At 45.2% G+C, this 17,786-nt stretch carries 17 protein-coding genes and 1 tRNA gene; 9 read left to right on the top strand and 9 right to left on the bottom strand.

Annotated features, from left to right (window positions below; translation table 11 throughout):
- Positions 1-22: 22 nt before the first annotated feature.
- Genes GPLA_RS18375 through bioB form a run of 3 tightly spaced genes read right to left on the bottom strand, consistent with a single transcriptional unit; the run spans position 23 to position 3,259 of the window.
- A complete protein-coding gene (locus tag GPLA_RS18375; RefSeq protein WP_226993154.1) occupies positions 23-931 on the bottom strand; it encodes a methyltransferase domain-containing protein in 909 nt (302 codons plus the stop codon).
- Positions 932-935: 4 nt separating this feature from the next.
- Positions 936-2,150, bottom strand: a complete 1,215-nt coding sequence (locus tag GPLA_RS18370) for an aminotransferase class I/II-fold pyridoxal phosphate-dependent enzyme (protein WP_007106483.1) — start codon at positions 2,148-2,150, stop codon at positions 936-938.
- Positions 2,150-3,259, bottom strand: a complete 1,110-nt coding sequence (gene bioB, locus GPLA_RS18365; protein ID WP_007106482.1) for a biotin synthase BioB — start codon at positions 3,257-3,259, stop codon at positions 2,150-2,152. The genes GPLA_RS18370 and bioB overlap by 1 nt, the downstream gene beginning before the upstream one ends.
- 98 nt (positions 3,260-3,357) lie before the next feature.
- Here bioB and bioA point away from each other — a divergent pair, with 98 nt between their 5' ends.
- Complete coding sequence (bioA, locus tag GPLA_RS18360; RefSeq protein WP_007106481.1) at positions 3,358-4,638, top strand: adenosylmethionine--8-amino-7-oxononanoate transaminase; 1,281 nt, start codon at positions 3,358-3,360, stop codon at positions 4,636-4,638.
- A gap of 18 nt (positions 4,639-4,656) precedes the next feature.
- On the opposite strand, the gene GPLA_RS18355 is transcribed toward bioA, so the two are convergent.
- The 6 genes from GPLA_RS18355 to hemA form a co-directional block, all read right to left on the bottom strand.
- Positions 4,657-5,559: a SirB1 family protein gene (locus GPLA_RS18355; protein WP_007106480.1), complete on the bottom strand. Its 903-nt coding sequence runs from the start codon at positions 5,557-5,559 to the stop codon at positions 4,657-4,659.
- A gap of 152 nt (positions 5,560-5,711) precedes the next feature.
- Positions 5,712-6,089: a SirB2 family protein gene (locus GPLA_RS18350; protein WP_007106479.1), complete on the bottom strand. Its 378-nt coding sequence runs from the start codon at positions 6,087-6,089 to the stop codon at positions 5,712-5,714.
- 45 nt (positions 6,090-6,134) lie between these two features.
- A complete protein-coding gene (locus GPLA_RS18345) occupies positions 6,135-7,688 on the bottom strand; it encodes a response regulator (RefSeq protein ID WP_007106478.1) in 1,554 nt (517 codons plus the stop codon).
- A gap of 130 nt (positions 7,689-7,818) precedes the next feature.
- Positions 7,819-8,673 carry a peptide chain release factor N(5)-glutamine methyltransferase gene (gene prmC, locus GPLA_RS18340; RefSeq protein ID WP_007106477.1) on the bottom strand — a complete coding sequence of 285 codons (855 nt, stop codon included), beginning with the start codon at positions 8,671-8,673 and terminating at the stop codon, positions 7,819-7,821.
- Between the two features lie 5 nt (positions 8,674-8,678).
- Positions 8,679-9,767, bottom strand: coding sequence for a peptide chain release factor 1 (gene prfA / locus GPLA_RS18335; protein ID WP_007106476.1), 1,089 nt, complete (start codon positions 9,765-9,767; stop codon positions 8,679-8,681).
- Positions 9,768-9,857: 90 nt separating this feature from the next.
- The gene (gene hemA, locus GPLA_RS18330; RefSeq protein ID WP_007106475.1) at positions 9,858-11,129 is read right to left on the bottom strand and encodes a glutamyl-tRNA reductase; all 1,272 of its coding nucleotides are present in this window, start codon (positions 11,127-11,129) and stop codon (positions 9,858-9,860) included.
- 132 nt (positions 11,130-11,261) lie between these two features.
- Here hemA and lolB point away from each other — a divergent pair, with 132 nt between their 5' ends.
- The 8 genes from lolB (at position 11,262) to ychF (ending at position 17,690) form a co-directional block, all read left to right on the top strand.
- Complete coding sequence (gene lolB, locus GPLA_RS18325; RefSeq protein WP_007106474.1) at positions 11,262-11,873, top strand: lipoprotein insertase outer membrane protein LolB; 612 nt, start codon at positions 11,262-11,264, stop codon at positions 11,871-11,873.
- Positions 11,858-12,718, top strand: a complete 861-nt coding sequence (ispE, locus tag GPLA_RS18320) for a 4-(cytidine 5'-diphospho)-2-C-methyl-D-erythritol kinase (RefSeq protein WP_007106473.1) — start codon at positions 11,858-11,860, stop codon at positions 12,716-12,718. Before lolB ends, ispE begins: the two co-directional genes overlap by 16 nt.
- 55 nt (positions 12,719-12,773) lie before the next feature.
- A tRNA-Gln gene (locus tag GPLA_RS18315) sits at positions 12,774-12,848 on the top strand.
- Positions 12,849-12,878: 30 nt separating this feature from the next.
- Positions 12,879-13,826, top strand: a complete 948-nt coding sequence (locus GPLA_RS18310) for a ribose-phosphate pyrophosphokinase (RefSeq protein WP_007106472.1) — start codon at positions 12,879-12,881, stop codon at positions 13,824-13,826.
- Between the two features lie 158 nt (positions 13,827-13,984).
- The gene (locus tag GPLA_RS18305; RefSeq protein ID WP_007106471.1) at positions 13,985-15,055 is read left to right on the top strand and encodes a mechanosensitive ion channel family protein; all 1,071 of its coding nucleotides are present in this window, start codon (positions 13,985-13,987) and stop codon (positions 15,053-15,055) included.
- Positions 15,056-15,320: 265 nt separating this feature from the next.
- Complete coding sequence (locus GPLA_RS18300; protein WP_007106470.1) at positions 15,321-15,962, top strand: 50S ribosomal protein L25/general stress protein Ctc; 642 nt, start codon at positions 15,321-15,323, stop codon at positions 15,960-15,962.
- Between the two features lie 5 nt (positions 15,963-15,967).
- Entirely contained in the window at positions 15,968-16,552 is a 585-nt protein-coding gene (gene pth, locus GPLA_RS18295; protein WP_007106469.1) for an aminoacyl-tRNA hydrolase, read from the top strand.
- Positions 16,553-16,598: 46 nt separating this feature from the next.
- Entirely contained in the window at positions 16,599-17,690 is a 1,092-nt protein-coding gene (ychF, locus tag GPLA_RS18290; RefSeq protein WP_007106468.1) for a redox-regulated ATPase YchF, read from the top strand.
- Positions 17,691-17,786 lie beyond the last annotated feature (96 nt).

Raw genomic sequence — 17,786 nt, 5'->3', positions numbered from 1 at the left:
TCAATAGCTTGAAGTAGTGAGTCTAGGGTTTTGTGATCTGTAAAAAACACACACTGTAGGTCAAAGGCAAGCCTTGGTGGCTGCCGAATTGCTCTTGATAATATTGCTCGAGGGTATGTAATGTGGGACGGCTAATGGTTTTTTTCTGGCCATTACCAGTGACGACATTGGCGCCAATCTGTTTCATTGAGCCAAGCAGCGTGCGAACATCTGCGTGCCAGGTCACATAGTTTTTTTGCTGCATTTTCACCTGTAAACCTACTTTTTCAGCTGAACTTGCCCAATCATGGGCTGACGCGAAATGATTAATTTGCCGCGTATGATCAATATGCTGCCAACAGGTATCGAGTTCATGCATTGAGCCTGCACACATAATTGCCAGTACACCACGTGCGCCACTGACCAACACTCGATTAATTTCATGGCATACCTGAGTTCGGTCTTTACACCATTGCAGCGCCATGGATGAAAATACCCCTTCAAGCGTATTATCCCCCAAAGGGATGTGTTCAGCGTCACCCTGTAACCAACAGATAGTTGATAGCTGCGGTGCTGATTGCCCACTGATTGGCTGTTCCCAGGCTTGTTCGGCATGTTGTAACATGCCGAAGGCTAGGTCCATGGCCAAAATATTTTGCGCTTTATTAACCCCAGTTTCCGCCAACTGCCGCGTCACCCGGCCCGTCCCGCAGCCAATATCGAGCACTCGGCGAGGTAATTTTGTTAGGTCATTTTTAGTGTGCTCAGTAAACAAAACCACTGCGTCATCAGCAATATCAATTTGCACCTGCGCTGCGTTATCATAGCGCGTCGCGGCTCGACTAAACTGCATGGCGATACGTGACTTAAGACGCCGTTCAAGCGTTACGCTATTTACTGGGTTCACCATTGGCCGCTCATCTACATGTTTGACCATTGCAGTCCCGTGCATTGCTTTATGCCCCATAAGCATCATCGCCCATGACTAACGTCAAGCCGTCAACCAATGCCTGAATATCTTTTTTATGATGAGCTGCGCTTAATGTAATGCGCAACCGGTCGGTTCCTTTGGGTACAGTTGGGGTGCGGATCGCACTTACCCACAGCCCCATCTTACGTAACCCTTGACTGATACAAACCGTGCGCTCTGGGCTGCCAATAATAATGGGTTGAATGGCGGTCATTGATGGGGTTAACACAATACCCTCGGCATTAGCTAACTGACGAAAGTAGCTAATATTATCTTGCAACAATGCACGCTGATCACTTTGCTGTATCGCTTGCAGGCTCGCCAGTGTTGCCACTGCTTGCGCAGGCGGCATGGCCGTACTGTATATATAATGCTTCGCAAAGTTGGTTAAATAGTCGATTAGCTCTTGGCTGCCCGCAATAAACGCCCCAGCAGTGCCAATCGCTTTACCAAAGGTGGCCATTAACACAGGCACGTGTTGTTGATTTAATCCATGCTGCTCTAGGGCACCCATGCCTGTTTCGCCCAGCACCCCAAAACCATGGGCATCATCCACCATTAACCACGCATTATGCTGCGCACTGATAGCGGCCAGCTCCTGTAAAGGCGCTTCGTCGCCATCCATACTGAACACACCTTCGGTGGCCAGCAAAATATCTTGGGTTTTACCCTCAGCACCTGCATGAATTTTAGCTAACAGCCGTTGCAGATGCGCACTGTCATTATGGCTGAAGCGACGCAAGGTAGTGTCGCTGCTCATGGCACCGTCTAGCAATGAGGCATGCATTAATTTGTCTGCAACAATATGCCCCTCATGTGTATTCTTTTGACTGATGGGGGATTGAAATAGTGCTTGGCATAGCCCTTGATTAGCCGCAAAACCTGAATTGAACAACAGCACAGCGTCACGATTCAAACTGTGCGCAAGATGCTCCTGCAACGCTTGATGAGCCAAAGTATGCCCAGTGACCAAAGGAGAAGCACCACTGCCTCCGCCAAATTGACCAATGCCGTCTATCCAGCCCTGCATGACAGCAGTGGATTGACGCATTCCGAGATAATCGTTACTGGAGAAATTTAGGTAGTACTGGCCGTCCACTTCAATTAACGCACCTAGCGCAGAGTCTAAGGTGGTAACTTGGCGAAACAAGTTGTCTTTGCGCCGCTCAGCAAGCGCTGCTTGAATAAATTCAAAGGCCATTAAGCGCTTACTGTCTCAGTTTTTTTCTGAGTCGCATCATAAAATAAATCTGCGGTTTGTGACGTTTCTTTACTTTGAATTTCTTCCATTAAGGCTGCTTGATGGGCTTCATCGGAAAATTCACGAGTTTGCTTGGCATTGATACCGAGCTTTTTGAACAAAGTCACGTCTTCATGGGTTTCGGGATTCGAGGTGGTCAACAACTTACAACCGTAGAAAATCGAATTCGCACCCGCCATAAAGCACATGGCTTGCATTTGCTCATTCATGGCTTCACGCCCTGCTGATAAACGCACAAACGACTTAGGCATAATGATACGTGCAACCGCTATGGTACGAATAAACTCGAAGTAATCTAAATCTTCGACATTCTCCATGGGTGTCCCTTTAACCTTGACCAACATGTTAATCGGCACACTTTCTGGATGGTGATCTAAATTAGCCAATTGCATCAGCAAACCTGAACGGTCAGAACCCGTTTCGCCCATACCAACGATACCGCCAGAGCAAACATTCATGCCGGCTTCACGTACATTGCCTATGGTATTCAAACGGTCTTGATAGGTACGTGTGGTAATAATGTCGCCGTAAAACTCCGGTGAGGTATCCAAGTTATGATTGTAGTAATCAAGACCGGCTTGCTTCAGGGCTATTGCTTGCTCACGAGTTAACATACCGAGTGTCATACAGGTTTCTAAACCCAATTTTTTCACTTCACGCACCATGTCGGTAACATAAGGCATATCACGCTCTTTCGGATTACGCCAAGCTGCGCCCATACAAAAACGTGTTGAGCCTGCAGCTTTGGCTTCACGAGCACGTAAGATAACTTTTTCGATTTCCATCAGGCGTTCTTTTTCAAGACCTGTGTCATAACGAGCACTTTGCGGACAATATTTACAATCTTCAGGACACGCGCCGGTTTTAATTGATAATAACGTGCTGACTTGGACATAATTCGGATCAAAATGCGCTCTGTGTGCACATTGCGCTTTGAACATTAAATCATTAAAGGGTAATGCAAATAGCGCATTCACTTCTTCTAACGTCCAGTCATGGCGAATATCACTGGTTGTGCTGTTACTAAGGGCATTGACACTGGCTGACATACTTGATCCTTTACATCATAATAATTCGCGCTTAGTCTAAGTCCGCTTAGCACATTGTCAACTTAATTTCATTTTTAAACTTTACAAGTGGGTACTTTTTGAACGATTCAATTCAGGCAAACCTCGCCTTTGACCAACAACACATTTGGCACCCTTATACTTCTGCACTTGATCCCCTGCCTTGTTATCAGGTATCTGGCGCCCAAGGTGTCCATATTCATTTAGCGACCGGTGAAAAATTAGTCGATGGCTGCTCATCCTGGTGGACTGCTATTCACGGCTATGGCAGAGCTGAATTAAATCAAGCCGCCAAAGCCCAAATCGATGATTTCTCTCACGTCATGTTTGGTGGGCTAACCCACCAGCCTGCTATCGATTTATGCCGTAAATTAATCAACATGACCCCTTCAGGTTTAGAGCGCGTGTTTTTGGCGGATTCAGGCTCTGTGTCAGTGGAAGTCGCCATGAAAATGGCATTGCAATACTGGGCCTGCCAAGGTAGTCCGAATAAACACCGCTTTATTACCCCGCGTAATGGCTATCACGGTGATACCTTTGCCGCTATGTCGGTATGTGATCCGATCAACGGCATGCATTCTTTGTTTACCGATGCCCTCGCCCAGCAGATTTTTGCCCCTGCACCACAAACCCGTTTTAACCAAACTTGGAACGAAGACGATATTGCTCCTTTGGAAGAATTGATCCAGCAACATCATAAGGAGCTTGCCGCACTGGTACTCGAACCCATAGTACAAAATGCCGGAGGGATGCGTATTTATCATCCGGAATATTTAAAACGTGCTCGCCAATTATGTGATGACTACGGTTTGCTGTTGATATGTGATGAAATTGCCACTGGCTTTGGTCGCACCGGTAAACTGTTCGCTTGTGAACATGCGGATGTCAGCCCCGACATACTGTGCGTAGGCAAAGCCTTAACCGGTGGTTATGTGACGTTAGCTGCAACCCTATGTACTGAAGATGTTGCACAGGGGATCTGTCAGGGTAGCCCTGGGGTATTTATGCACGGCCCAACCTACATGGGCAACCCACTTGCGTGCGCTGTGGCAAACGCCAGTTTAGACATAATCGCCACAGGAGAATGGCAAACTCAGGTCGCTGACATCGAGCGCCAATTGCAGCAAGAACTGGCAACATGCCGAGATTTGGAGGTTGTTGCCGATGTTCGCGTTTTAGGTGCGATTGGCGTGGTTGAATGCAAATCAGTGGTAGATGTCGCTACTTTGCAGCGCAAATTTGTGGCCGCAGGGGTGTGGATCCGCCCGTTCGGTAAACTGGTGTACATTATGCCGCCTTATATCATCACGCCAAATGAACTAAGCCAGCTCACACAGGCAATTTATGACGTGTTAGCTTAGGGCGTAGCACAATAGCAGTTAATGCATCACAGGTGGCGTGGTGTTCATATGTTTAACCTGATGCGCTAACAAGGTAGCTGCGGGATCTTGCGGGCATTGGCGAATGAAATACTGATAATCGATGATCGCCAGTTGTGGACATTGCAGTTCATGCAGTAATACCCCACGATCTCGGCGTTCATAGGGATTATTTGGACACAGAGTAATCAATAACTCTATCGCCCGCAGAGCTTGTTCATAGCGCTTAGCGTTAATCAGCGCCGCTTTTATTTGGTTCAGCATATGCACGATAACTTCATCGCTGCTCGCAGGTTCAAGAGCTTCCTTAGGCATAGATTCATTATCGATATCTTCTATTACGCTAAAATACATTTTCTCCAAGGTATCCCCTGATAAGACCCGCCCATCAAGGGGATCAATAAACAAGTATTGCCCTTGGGAGCCCGGGGTATTTTGCCTATTAGATTGGCAATCTGCCAGCACAGCAGGCAAACCCGCTAGCCCATTATCAGCGGTATGGGTGAGTTCACAGCGCAGCAGAAAATGACCAGGGAAATTAATACAACTCACCTTAAAACCAAGACGCTTCGCTAGGCTACTAAAGACAATCGCCAATGTCACAGGCGTGCCACTGCGGTAGCTCATGACCTCATGCATCAAGCTATGCTGACAAGAATCACCTTGATTATGTGTGCCGCTAAACGCCAATTCGCGATAAAAAAACTGAATAAAGCGTTTTAGGGCATTGGCATCTGGTTGGTGAATATGAGCGAAATGTTTAGCCCGATTCGACCAACGATTGAGTTGCTGCAAACACTCACGGACATTGACCGGCATGCCATCGCCAACACTGTGCTGGCTGGCGATCAGCCCCGCATATAGTAGTTGGTTGCTTTGAATTGCTTGCTCTAAAGACTGCACTGGGAGATCACCTCATCCATAACGTATCTATTTTATCGGAAAGGACGGCGTAATCTTGATAGAAGAATGAAGGATTGGCTTAAAAAGTTGAACTTGAAAAAGGTGTTGCCTGAATACCTCGGGCAACACTCAATATACCAAGAGTGCCCGTTTTACGAGAATAAAATAGGCTGTTTGCTGATAGCCACCAAAGCGGTAAAGGCAATCCAACTTAGCGCCCCTACAAATCCGATAACGCGCATAAAGTTAGTGCGTGCCATTTTAAGCGCTAATGCAACCATAAACACATACATGAACAAACCCACTAGTTTCTCGGTTACCCAAGGTGTGACAAATGGATATTGGCTAATGAGAACACATAAGGTTGCGGCACTTAACAGTAAAAGCGTGTCAACGATATGTGGGGTGATTTTGACCCACTTTTTCTGCAGCATACTTGAACCGGTCATCGTCCAAAAGAAGCGAATAATAAAAAGTAAAACGCTCAGGGCGATACAAGTCAAATGAATGTGTTTTACAGCTGTGTACATGAAGTGGTCCTTAGTAAAATAAAGTGGGATCTTACGCTATGTGCATTAACGTACACAATCTAAAGTTACATCTTCAATTTTATCGATATTCTGACTTAATATGGCGACAAGATTAGGATCAAATTGACTTCCGCTTAACTCCTGCATACGCGCCAAAACAAGAGGCACTGGCCAAGCATCTTGATGCTGGGTAGCGCTTCGCATCACGTTATAAGCAATGGCTATTGAGGCGATACGAGAAAATAGATGTATGTTTTCACCGTGCAAACCATAGGGATGCCCTTTGCCATTCCAATGTTCATGGTGCTCTTTGGCAATAGTAGCAGCCACTTGAATCAGCGGCCGCTTTGAATCTTTGAGTAAGCGATAACCCAATTTTGTGTTCTTAGCAATCAAATCAATATCGTGTGTGCTCAATTTATCGGTTTTAAATAAGGTGTGGGTAGGCGCATATAAATTACCCACATCATGTAACGGCACTGCCGAGGTGAGCAAGCGTAATTGCTCTTCATCTAATTCCAAAGCTTGGCCTAAAATCTGGCATATTTTAACGGTACGCTGAATATGACTGCCCACTGCACTGCCTTCTTCCATGGCTTGACCTAAGCGTTCGATGATTTCTCGCTGAGTATCTTCGATGTCTTTTGTCAGCATGATATTGTCGAATGCGATTTGTACATTTTGTGAAAAAATTTCCACCAACTTTTTCTGCGCATCAGTAAGGCGTTTTGGCAAACCGGATAAATATAACAATGAGCCGCACTGAGTATGGCTTTCGCAATAAGCCACTAAGTACTCGTCAGCATACACTAAGGATTTATCCTTTAAGGCAACGCGACAGGCATCTAATTGCTCACCGGATAAAACGCTTGGAAGGGCTTTGCCCGCAGCACTTTGATACTCGCCTTGGCCGGTAAACACCACAAGATTATCTAACGAATGCGTGCATGACCCGGAGAACGGTCGCGGGCCCGCTACAGCGCAGGTGAGATACGCGGCATTATTACCGCCACCTAACAACGACGATAATTGCTGTACTATGCCTTCAATAAAGCTTTCCATTGAATGGGTACGAAACAAATCTGCCGACGCAGAAATGATTTTTTCCAGTCCTTTTCGATTCTCGTTAATGGCAACGATATCCCGATAAGAACGTAACGCGGCGATGACCACAGTAAACAGTTTTTGCGCGGTGAGTTCTGTTTTCGATTTATAATCGTTAATATCGTAATTAATGATGACATCACGTTCAGGGGCTTGGCCTGGTTGGCCGGTACGTAAAATAATACGAATGAAGTGATTTTCTGCTTCGTTGCGAATAAAGTCGGCTATTTTTAAGCCTGCATCATCGGTTTCCATGACCACATCAAGCAAAACCACCGCAATATCATTATCTTTGAGTAGAATGTCTCTGGCTTGTTGTCCATTGTATGCGCTGAGGAATTCTAAATTTTTGTTTTGAAATTCAAAGTCATTTAATGCCAGTTTGGTGACCGCATGGATTTCAGGCTCATCATCCACAATGAGGACTTTCCATGTGCCCTGATATTCGACTTTATCTTCGTCTAGGTCTTCTGCAAATAACAACTCGTCGTTCATTCTTTCTATTCCCTTCCCTTGCACAATGTCTAACTTGATACTGTTGTACGCCTATATGCTCGTCCAAAATAGTACGCTTTTCAGATAGTTGCAACGTTTGAAAAAGAACAAGGACAAAACTCATGGACACTTAGACCGCGAGACAACCAAGGGTGATACGTGGTTGACCGTTAAGATCATTGACAGAACGAATTTGGCTAAAGCCCTGAGCGGCCAGTAATGCCTGAATTCCCAGTGCTTGCTGATGGCCATGTTCGAAGGCCAACCAGCCCTGTGGTGTCAAATAACTGCTGGCTTTCGCGCAAATCAAACGAATGTCGTCTAAGCCATCGGGTCCAGAGGTTAACGCGCTAGCCGGTTCAAAACGCACATCACCTTGTTGTAAATACACGCTGTCATCTTCAACATAAGGAGGATTACTGACAATCAGTGAAAAGCGTGTCTGAGCAACATGTGCAAACCAATCGCTTTGCTTAAACGTTACCTGGGGGAGTTGGTTCAACTGAGCATTTTTTTTCGCTAACGTGACAGCATCAACACTCTTATCAATACCCGTAACATGCCAGTTGGGCATTTCACTGGCCAAAGCCAACGCAATCGCCCCCGTTCCCGTACCGAGATCAAGCACATGAGCTTGCTCCGGTAAAGACAGCGCCAATGCGGTTTCAACCAATAATTCAGTTTCGGGGCGAGGAATTAATGTTGCGGGTGAGACCTGTAAGCGCAGACTCCAAAAGTCACGATAACCGATAAGGTAGGCAATGGGGTGACCGGCTTTGCGCTGAGCCACCAATTGTTCAAAAGCCAACAATTGCGCGGTATTTAATTCCCTTTCAGGCCATGTCATTAAATACACGGATTCACATTGTAAAACCTGACACATTAACAGGCGACTATCGAGGGCCGCACTGTCACTCACCTGCAATTGCCGTTTAGCGCTCGCTAATTGCTCAGCGATACTGTGAGCACTATTTATTGTGCTCACACTCCCTACCCTTCGTCAGACAATGAGGCCAATAAATCGGCTTGGTGTTCTTGACGAATGGGCTCTAGTACTGCATCTAAGTCACCCGCAACCACATCGTCTAAACGATATAAGGTTAAGTTAATACGGTGATCAGTAACACGCCCTTGTGGGAAATTATAAGTACGGATACGCTCAGAACGATCGCCACTGGCTACTAGGTTACGTCTGGTTGATGTTTCTTCTGCTTGACGTTTATCTTCTTCAAGCTTGTTCAAACGAGATTGCAATACCGCCATCGCTTTGGCGCGGTTTTTATGTTGCGAGCGCTCATCCTGACACTCCACCACTATGCCTGATGGTACGTGGGTAATACGAATTGCAGAGTCGGTTTTGTTAACGTGCTGACCACCGGCACCTGAGGCGCGAAAGGTATCAATTTTCAAATCCGCTTTGTTCACTTCAATCGCTTCTGACTCAGGCACTTCTGGCATCACGACTACCGTACAAGCTGAGGTGTGAATGCGCCCTTGGGATTCTGTTTCTGGTACGCGTTGAACCCGGTGTCCACCTGACTCAAACTTAAGCACACCATAGGAGCCTTCACCGATAACATTGGCAATGACTTCTTTATAGCCGCCATGATCACCCTCGTTGGTGGTAACCACTTCTACTTTCCAGCGGCGCGACTCAGCGTACCGGCTATACATACGGAATAAGTCACCAGCGAAAATTGCCGCTTCATCACCCCCGGCACCAGCGCGAATTTCAATGAAGCAATTGCTTTCATCATTAGGATCCTTAGGCAGCAATAAAATTTGCAGCTCGTCTTCGTATCGTTCAATAGCCTGTTTGGAAAGCTTATATTCTTCTTGGGCCATTTCGCGCATTTCAGGGTCGCTTTCTTGCATCATTTCCTGAGCGGATTCAAAGTCGCCTTTTGCACCTTGATATGCCGCAAAGCATTTAACTACACCTTCAAGTTGTGAATACTCTTTGGTTAATGCGCGGTATTTATCTTGGGCGGCAATAATTTCAGGCTGACTGACTAACGCCTGCACCTCTTCAAAGCGTTCGGTTAACGATTCTAATTTACCTTGAACTGATTGTTTCATGTTATTCCTGCTAAGCACCTTTACTTGGTTTTATAACTTGTTGGTTCGCAACCCGCAGGTTCGCACCAAGCAACAAAGGTGTGAATGAAGTTACTTAGATGAGTCGTTCGCGCGAGCTAACCCTAACGCATCCTGTAACAGACTCATATTTTTATTATCTTGCTGCATCGCAGCTTTTTTTAATGCTTTGGTTGGCGCGTGGATCAACGAATTCGTTAATTTATTCGCCAGTTCTTTGATCACTTGTTCAGCTTCTTTACCGTCAGCCAATTGATTAAGCGCTTTGCTTAAAAGGGTGTCTCTTTGGTTTTCACTCTGCTGGCGAAAGTCACGCAACACATCAATGGAAGTCTGACCTTGACGCCACTGCAAATATTGCTCAGCTTGCTCATCAATCATCTGTTCTGCTTGTAACGCAGCATGTTGACGAGACTCAAGGTTCTTTTCAACGATTTGTTGTAAATCGTCTACCGTGTATAAGTAGGCATCGTCTAACTCGCCTACTTCTGACTCAATATCACGGGGTACCGCTAAATCAACTAAAAACATCGGTTTGTGGCGTCGGTCTTTCAACGCTCGCTCAACCAAACCTTTGCCAAGTATAGGCAATTGGCTCGCGGTAGAGCTGATCACAATATCGGCATCTTTTAAATGATGTGGAATTTGGGTCAAGGTTAAGGTCGTAGCACCCAGTGGCTTAGCAATAGCTTCAGCCCGGGCCAGTGTTCTATTCGCCACGCTAAGCTTTTCGACACCTTGCTCATGTAAATGCTTGGCAACCAGTTCGATGGTTTCACCGGCCCCAATTAATAATACGTTGCTTTTCTTTAACGAGGAAAATATATGCTTGGCCAGTTGCACCGAGGCATAGGCTACAGAAACCGCATTAGAGCCGATTTCTGTTTCGCTGCGCACACGTTTCGCCACTGAGAAGGTTTGTTGAAACAGGCGTTCAAATTCACTTTTGATAACCCCTGAATCTTTCGCACTGACAAAGGCTTGTTTGACTTGCCCCAAAATTTGCGGCTCACCTAATATCAGCGAATCTAAGCCGCTAGCAACACGCATAATATGTTTAACGGCATCCTGCTCGTGATAAACATAGCTGTTTACACTTAATTCGTCGGCTTTGGCGTGATGAAAGTCCGCTAACCATTGACTCAGTATATCTGCGGTCAAATTTTTCGCTTGTGCGTATATCTCTGTCCGATTGCATGTCGATACAATCACAGATTCTTGTGCACCAGTCAGTTGTGCCAAAGATTTCAGGGCTTCAACCATGGAGTCCGGGGAAAACGCGACTTTTTCGCGCAATTCTACTGGCGCAGTTTTATGGTTAATCCCGAAGGCAATTAAGGTCATGCGGATTACAGCTTTTTCATTAAACAGGGTTAAGGCCAGATCAGGGCGGCATTGTACGCAAAAGGTAAAACTATTGAAAGCACCCAGCCATCTATGTTCCTATAGCGCCTTTCATTTTATGAGTATGTTGCCGTGAGCGTGCGTTCAAATTTGCATTTCGTATTATTTATTCTCATGAGCGCATTACTTAGCGCCTGTGCTACCCCGCCCCCCAGTCATATCCAAGTGAATAGCAAAGAGCACCAAGGTAAATTGAGCGAAATTCAACAATGGAACTTAAAGGGCCGCATGGCATTTAAAAGTGCTGATGAAAAATTTAGTGCTAATTTGAACTGGCAGCAAATTGAAGACAGTTATCACCTTTCGCTTAACACCATGCTGGGCATTAACATCTTATCCATGCACGGCGATAAAGATTCCGTTGAATTAGATGCTGACGGCGAGCACTATCAGGACACAGACGCAAGTCACTTAATTTGGCGTATCACAGGTTGGCAAATACCTGTGTCTCAATTTTCATTCTGGATAAAGGGGCAAGCCGGCCCAACCGACCAAGCCATATATGAGCAAAGTGGCGTGGTGAATCAACTTATTCCTCATTGCGATACCTGCGTCGGTTGGCTTATTAGCTATAGTGATTATCGGCAGGTCGGTGACGTATGGCTGCCACATAATATCAAACTTAATAATTCCCCTCTTGGGAACCAAATTCTGATCAGAGTAAATAAATGGACCATACAGTAGATTGGTGGCCTAGCCCTGCCAAGCTTAACCTCTTTTTACACATTAATGGTCGTTACCCAAATGGGTATCACCGTTTACAAAGCTTATTTCAATTATTGGATAAAGGCGACGAGTTAGCGTTTAACGTCACCCAGCAAGCTGATATTGATTTATTGACCCCCATCGATGGCGTACCCAACGAAGAAAATTTGATCGTAAAAGCCGCACGGTTACTACAGCAGCATGCCGATGTTCAACAAGGATGCGACATTCAATTGCGCAAAATTCTGCCTATGGGCGGTGGCATAGGAGGCGGATCATCCAATGCAGCGACCACATTAATTGCGTTGAATCATTTATGGAAATGTAACCTTAGCCTGACAGAATTGGCTGACATCGGTTTAACGTTAGGAGCCGATGTGCCCGTTTTTGTCATGGGTAAAACCGCCTTTGCGCAAGGTGTAGGTGAGCAACTTACGCCGGCTCATGTGGCGCAAAAGCACTACTTAGTGGTGTTTCCTCAATGTCATGTGTCTACCGCAGAGGTGTTCACCGATCCCGATTTGCCTAGAAATACCGCACTTATTTCCTGGCAGGAGTATGAATTTGACCAAACTCATAATGACTGTCAGCAATTAGTCTGTAATCGCTACCCGAATGTTGCAAATACATTACGCTGGTTGTTAGAATACGCGCCGTCCCGAATGACAGGCACAGGTGCATGTTTGTTCGCGGTCTTTACTAGTAACCAAGAAGCAGAAAATGTGTTGGCTAACCTACCATCAGGTTGCTCAGGTTTTGTCGCGACTGGAGTCGATGTGTCTCCAGTACATGACAAATTAGCGCGTCTTGATAGTAATAGCTAGCGTACGTAAAACGCGTGTATACGCGGCGAAAGGTTATAACAATACGCAGTATTTATGGGATATCGCCAAGTGGTAAGGCAACGGGTTTTGATCCCGTCATTCGTTGGTTCGAATCCAGCTATCCCAGCCATTTTCACTTTTACGCACTGAGGAATTTAACGTGCCAGACATGAAGCTTTTCGCTGGAAACGCAGTACCTGAACTTGCACAGAAAGTAGCTGACAGGCTATATACCAAACTTGGCCACGCCAGTGTCGGGCGTTTTAGCGACGGAGAGATCAGCGTAGAAGTACATGAGAATGTCCGCGGCTCAGACGTGTTTATTATTCAATCCACTTGCGCACCGACGAATGATAACTTGATGGAACTCATCGTCATGATCGATGCATTCCGTCGTGCATCAGCAGGTCGTATTACGGCTGTTATTCCTTATTTTGGCTATGCTCGTCAAGACCGTCGTGTACGTTCAGCTCGCGTCCCAATTACCGCTAAAGTGGTTGCCGATTTCTTATCAAACGTGGGCGTTGACCGTGTTTTGACAATTGATTTACACGCAGAGCAAATTCAAGGTTTCTTCGACGTTCCAGTAGATAATGCCTTCGGTACTCCCATTTTGCTTGATGACATGCGTCGTCGCAATATCGAAAACCCAGTTGTTGTATCACCTGATATTGGTGGTGTAGTGCGTGCTCGTGCAGTTGCAAAACTGCTTAACGACACAGACTTGGCCATCATAGATAAACGTCGTCCAAAAGCGAACGTTGCTCAGGTTATGCATATTATTGGTGATGTGCAAGACCGTGACTGCATCATAGTCGACGACATGATCGATACCGGTGGCACGCTGGCAAAAGCAGCAGAAGCGTTGAAAGCGCACGGGGCGAAAAAAGTGTATGCGTATGCAACTCACGCCATTTTTTCAGGCAACGCCGCGCAAAACCTTCGAGACTCGGTGATTGATGAAATTATTATCACTGACAGCATCCCCCTTAGTGACGAAATTAAAGCCCTTGATAAAGTGAAGCAATTAACCTTATCAAACATGCTGGCAGAGGCGATTCGCCGCGTCAGCAATGAAGAATCAATCTCGGCGATGTTTGAATATTAACCAGCCTCGACAGATGATGATAAATGTTTAAAGCCGCTATTTGAGCGGTTTTTTTGTCTCTTCGCCCCATATGTATCCAAGCTACCAAGCGTGGTTTGTTCCCTATATGGTACATAACTTGCGCGAGTACTGTATCCAGTCAGTAAAGCGGAGTCCTTATGGACCAAATTTGGCAACGTTTCCCTTATTCATGGCTGATTGTCGGCGGTTTGCTCAGTATCAGCATTATCGTCATGTATATGATAAAGCGCGTTATATTGGTGCAATTGCAAAAAATAAAACCCAGTGACGGCCAACCGGTGAGCAATATACTGCTGGTGTCCCTCAGTAAACCGCTGAACATTTTAATTCTGGTGGCCAATATCTATCTGCTTCAGTACTTGCTAGTTAAATGTGCATTAATATCCGAACTGCTCTCCCTAAAAGTTGATAAAGCCGCCCAGATTGGAATAGTTGTTGCGCTACTGGTCTTCGCTGAGCGGTTCTGCAGTCATCTTGCAAGCCATTACTCCCAGACCTCAGATGTGGTGCGCACCAGTCAAAGTATTATCAAAGGCACCAGTAAAATACTTATAATCGGTATCGGCGGGCTAGTGATATTAGGTACCTTGGGTATTTCTATCACCCCTTTAGTCGCCTCATTAGGCATCACGTCCTTAGCGGTTGCATTAGCGTTACAGCCGACATTAGAAAACTTCTTCTCAGGGGTCCAATTGGTGATCGATAAACCTATCCGTGTAGGGGATTTTGTTGAGCTTGATTCAGGGGAACAAGGCTTTGTGGAAAGAATTGGTTGGCGTTCAACTTGGATTAAAATGCTGGCGAATAACCTAGTTGTTATGCCCAATAGCATGTTGTCTCAGTCCAAAATCATTAATTATGACTACCCAGAGAAAGAGTTGTCTGTTCCCGTCGATGTAGGAGTGCATTACGATTCTGATTTAGAGCATGTAGAGCGCGTCACACTTGAAGTCGCTAGGCAAATATTACACAGCCATAAATGGGGCATAAACAACTACCAAACATTTGTTGTATTTCATACGTTTGACAGCTCGAGTATCAACTTTACGGTAATGCTGAGGGCTGAAGAGTATTTTAATCGCTTTTTTATTAAATCGGCATTTATCAAAGCATTGCACGCGCGTTTTCGTCAAGAGGGTATCGTTATTCCCTACCCAATCAGGGCGATTAACACAGCACAAGAGCAACCTAAAAGCACATCGTCCTAAGCTGAGATTAGCCATTTTTGCGTCATGAGCTTTGAATTAAAGCTGCCAGATTTCGAATCAGCCAGCTCCCCCTAGCTACGAACGAAGAGGCGCTTGCAATGGAAGGAGATCTTTCTTGTTAACTATCAATGCCAATGGTAATATTCGCCGCCCTTTTTTATAGGGTTGCAAATGTTTTGCTCATTCATGACTGAGGCATTTAGCGAACATAGTAGATTTTGGTCGCAGAAATCTACACTTAATTACTTACTATTTGGAGTTACCCATGTCTGAAGGAATTTTCACTCTAGACGCAGAAGTTCGTACTGATTTAGGGAAAGGTGCGAGCCGCCGCCTACGTCATAACGACAAAGTACCAGCTGTATTATACGGCCTAGGTAAAGAAGCCGTTTCTTTAACTTTGTCTCACAACAAAGTTTTTCAAGCGCAAGAATTCGAAGCTTTTTACTCTCACGTTCTTACATTGAACGTTGACGGTAAAAAAGTTGAAGCCGTTATTAAAGACATGCAACGTCACCCGTTCAAGCCTCGTGTAACTCACTTGGACTTTTTACGTGTTGATGCGAAGCAAGCTCTTCAAACAAACGTACCTTTACACTTCGTAAACGAAGCAAAAGCAGAATCTATTAAAACTCATGGTGGCCACGCTGAGCACCACATGGTTGACGTAGAAATTAGCTGTTTACCAGCTGACTTGCCTGAGTTCATCGAGGTTGACGTAATTAACGTTGAACTTGGTCAGACTCTACACTTGTCAGACATCGTTCTTCCTGAAGGCGTTACTTCAGTTGAACTTGCTAAAGGCGAAGATCACGATCTAGCTGTAGTAACAGTTAAAACAGCCAAAGGCCCAAGCGTAGAATCTGAAGAAGATGATGCCGAAGGTGAAGAAGCTGCTGCGGAATAAGTTGTTTGTCTAACATTCAACTGATTGTAGGCCTGGGTAATCCAGGCCTCGAATACAAATATACCCGCCATAATGCCGGTACTTGGTTAGTCGAAAACCTTGCCCGGATGCACAATTGTACTCTGAGTTTACACAGTAAATTTTTTGGTTATACCGGTCGCGTGACCATAAATGGCCAAGATATACGTTTGCTGATACCCACCACTTATATGAATAAAAGTGGCCAAGCGGTTGCTGCATTAGCAGGATTTTATCGCATTCCCCCTGAATCTATTTTAGTTGCATATGATGAACTCGATTTGCCTCCCGGCATCGCCAAATTTAAATTAGGCGGCAGTTCAAGCCAAAATGGTATTCGCGATATTGTATCAAGCTTGGGAAATAACAAAGATTTTTATCGTTTACGGGTAGGCATAGGCCATCCAGGTCACAAAGGTAAAGTGACAGGTTATGTATTAGGTAAAGCCCCAGTAAATGAACAAGAACAAATGGACGCTGCCATAGATGAAGCGGTTCGTTGTATAGATATATTAATTAAAGATGATATGAAAAAAGCCATGAATCGGCTGCATTCATTTAAAGCAGAATAAGCATCGTCAGTCAAAACTGATACTAAAGATAAAAGAGGATCAAAAAATGGGTTTTAAATGCGGCATAGTGGGATTACCAAACGTAGGTAAATCAACGCTCTTCAATGCTTTGACCAAAGCCGGTATCGAAGCCGCTAACTTTCCGTTTTGTACGATTGAGCCGAATACAGGAGTCGTACCTGTTCCCGATCCTCGTTTAGACAAGCTAGCTGCTATTGTTAATCCAAAACGAATTTTGCCTACTACCATGGAATTCGTGGATATTGCTGGTTTAGTGGAAGGTGCATCTAAAGGTGAAGGTTTAGGAAATAAGTTTTTAGCGAACATACGTGAAACTGATGCGATCGGTCATGTAGTACGCTGTTTTGATAACGACAACATTGTACACGTTGCCGGCAAAATCAACCCACAAGACGATATTGACATTATCAACACTGAGCTGGCGTTGGCTGATTTAGAAACCACCGAAAAAGCGCTGTTACGTGTAGCAAAACGTGCCAAAGGCGGCGATTCCGACGCTAAATTCGAGTTAAAAGTACTTGAAAAAATTAAGCCTCATTTAGATGAAGGCATATTATTGCGTTCAGTTGAGCTTGAAAAAGAAGAAGTAAAAGCAATTAGCTATATGAACTTCTTAACATTGAAGCCCACCATGTATATTGCTAACGTCAACGAAGACGGTTTTGAAAATAACCCTTACCTAGATAAAGTGCGAGCTATTGCCGAAGGTGAAGATGCCGTTGTGGTTGCGGTATGCGCCGAAATGGAAGCTGAGATAGGTGAACTAGAAGACGACGAACGTGCTGAGTTTATGGCAGAAATGGGCTTGGAAGAGCCTGGGTTAAATCGCGTTATTCGCAGTGGTTACGATCTACTTAACCTAAATACCTACTTCACCGCAGGTGTGCAAGAAGTACGCGCTTGGACCTTCCCAATTGGGTCTACTGCTCCGCAAACCGCTGGTATTATTCATACTGATTTTGAAAAAGGCTTTATCCGCGCTGAAGTCATAGGGTATGAGAACTTTGTCGAATTTAATGGTGAGCAAGGCGCAAAAGATGCCGGTAAATGGCGCTTGGAAGGCAAAGAATATATCGTAAAAGACGGTGACGTTATCCACTTCCGCTTTAACGTTTAGCATTCACGGTTAATCATATTTTGATAAAACAGAGCTTTTTAGCTCTGTTTTTTTATGTCTGCACATAAATTTACCAAACCAAACAAGCTTTCTGCC

The sequence above is a fragment of the Paraglaciecola polaris LMG 21857 genome (assembly GCF_000315055.1).
Lineage (GTDB): Bacteria > Pseudomonadota > Gammaproteobacteria > Enterobacterales > Alteromonadaceae > Paraglaciecola > Paraglaciecola polaris.
The sequence above is the reverse complement of the archived record's forward strand: the minus strand, read 5'-3'. Positions and strand labels throughout refer to the sequence as shown.

What these genes read in the sequence shown, in the direction of transcription:
- GPLA_RS18375 (WP_226993154.1), bottom strand. Translation starts at nt 931, where the DNA reads ATGCACGGGACTGCAATGGTCAAACATGTAGATGAGCGGCCAATGGTG.
- GPLA_RS18370 (WP_007106483.1), bottom strand. Translation starts at nt 2,150, where the DNA reads ATGGCCTTTGAATTTATTCAAGCAGCGCTTGCTGAGCGGCGCAAAGAC.
- bioB (WP_007106482.1), bottom strand. Translation starts at nt 3,259, where the DNA reads ATGTCAGCCAGTGTCAATGCCCTTAGTAACAGCACAACCAGTGATATT.
- GPLA_RS18350 (WP_007106479.1), bottom strand. Translation starts at nt 6,089, where the DNA reads ATGTACACAGCTGTAAAACACATTCATTTGACTTGTATCGCCCTGAGC.
- GPLA_RS18345 (WP_007106478.1), bottom strand. Translation starts at nt 7,688, where the DNA reads ATGAACGACGAGTTGTTATTTGCAGAAGACCTAGACGAAGATAAAGTC.
- prfA (WP_007106476.1), bottom strand. Translation starts at nt 9,767, where the DNA reads ATGAAACAATCAGTTCAAGGTAAATTAGAATCGTTAACCGAACGCTTT.
- hemA (WP_007106475.1), bottom strand. Translation starts at nt 11,129, where the DNA reads ATGACCTTAATTGCCTTCGGGATTAACCATAAAACTGCGCCAGTAGAA.
- ispE (WP_007106473.1), top strand. Translation starts at nt 11,858, where the DNA reads ATGGACCATACAGTAGATTGGTGGCCTAGCCCTGCCAAGCTTAACCTC.
- GPLA_RS18305 (WP_007106471.1), top strand. Translation starts at nt 13,985, where the DNA reads ATGGACCAAATTTGGCAACGTTTCCCTTATTCATGGCTGATTGTCGGC.
- GPLA_RS18300 (WP_007106470.1), top strand. Translation starts at nt 15,321, where the DNA reads ATGTCTGAAGGAATTTTCACTCTAGACGCAGAAGTTCGTACTGATTTA.
- ychF (WP_007106468.1), top strand. Translation starts at nt 16,599, where the DNA reads ATGGGTTTTAAATGCGGCATAGTGGGATTACCAAACGTAGGTAAATCA.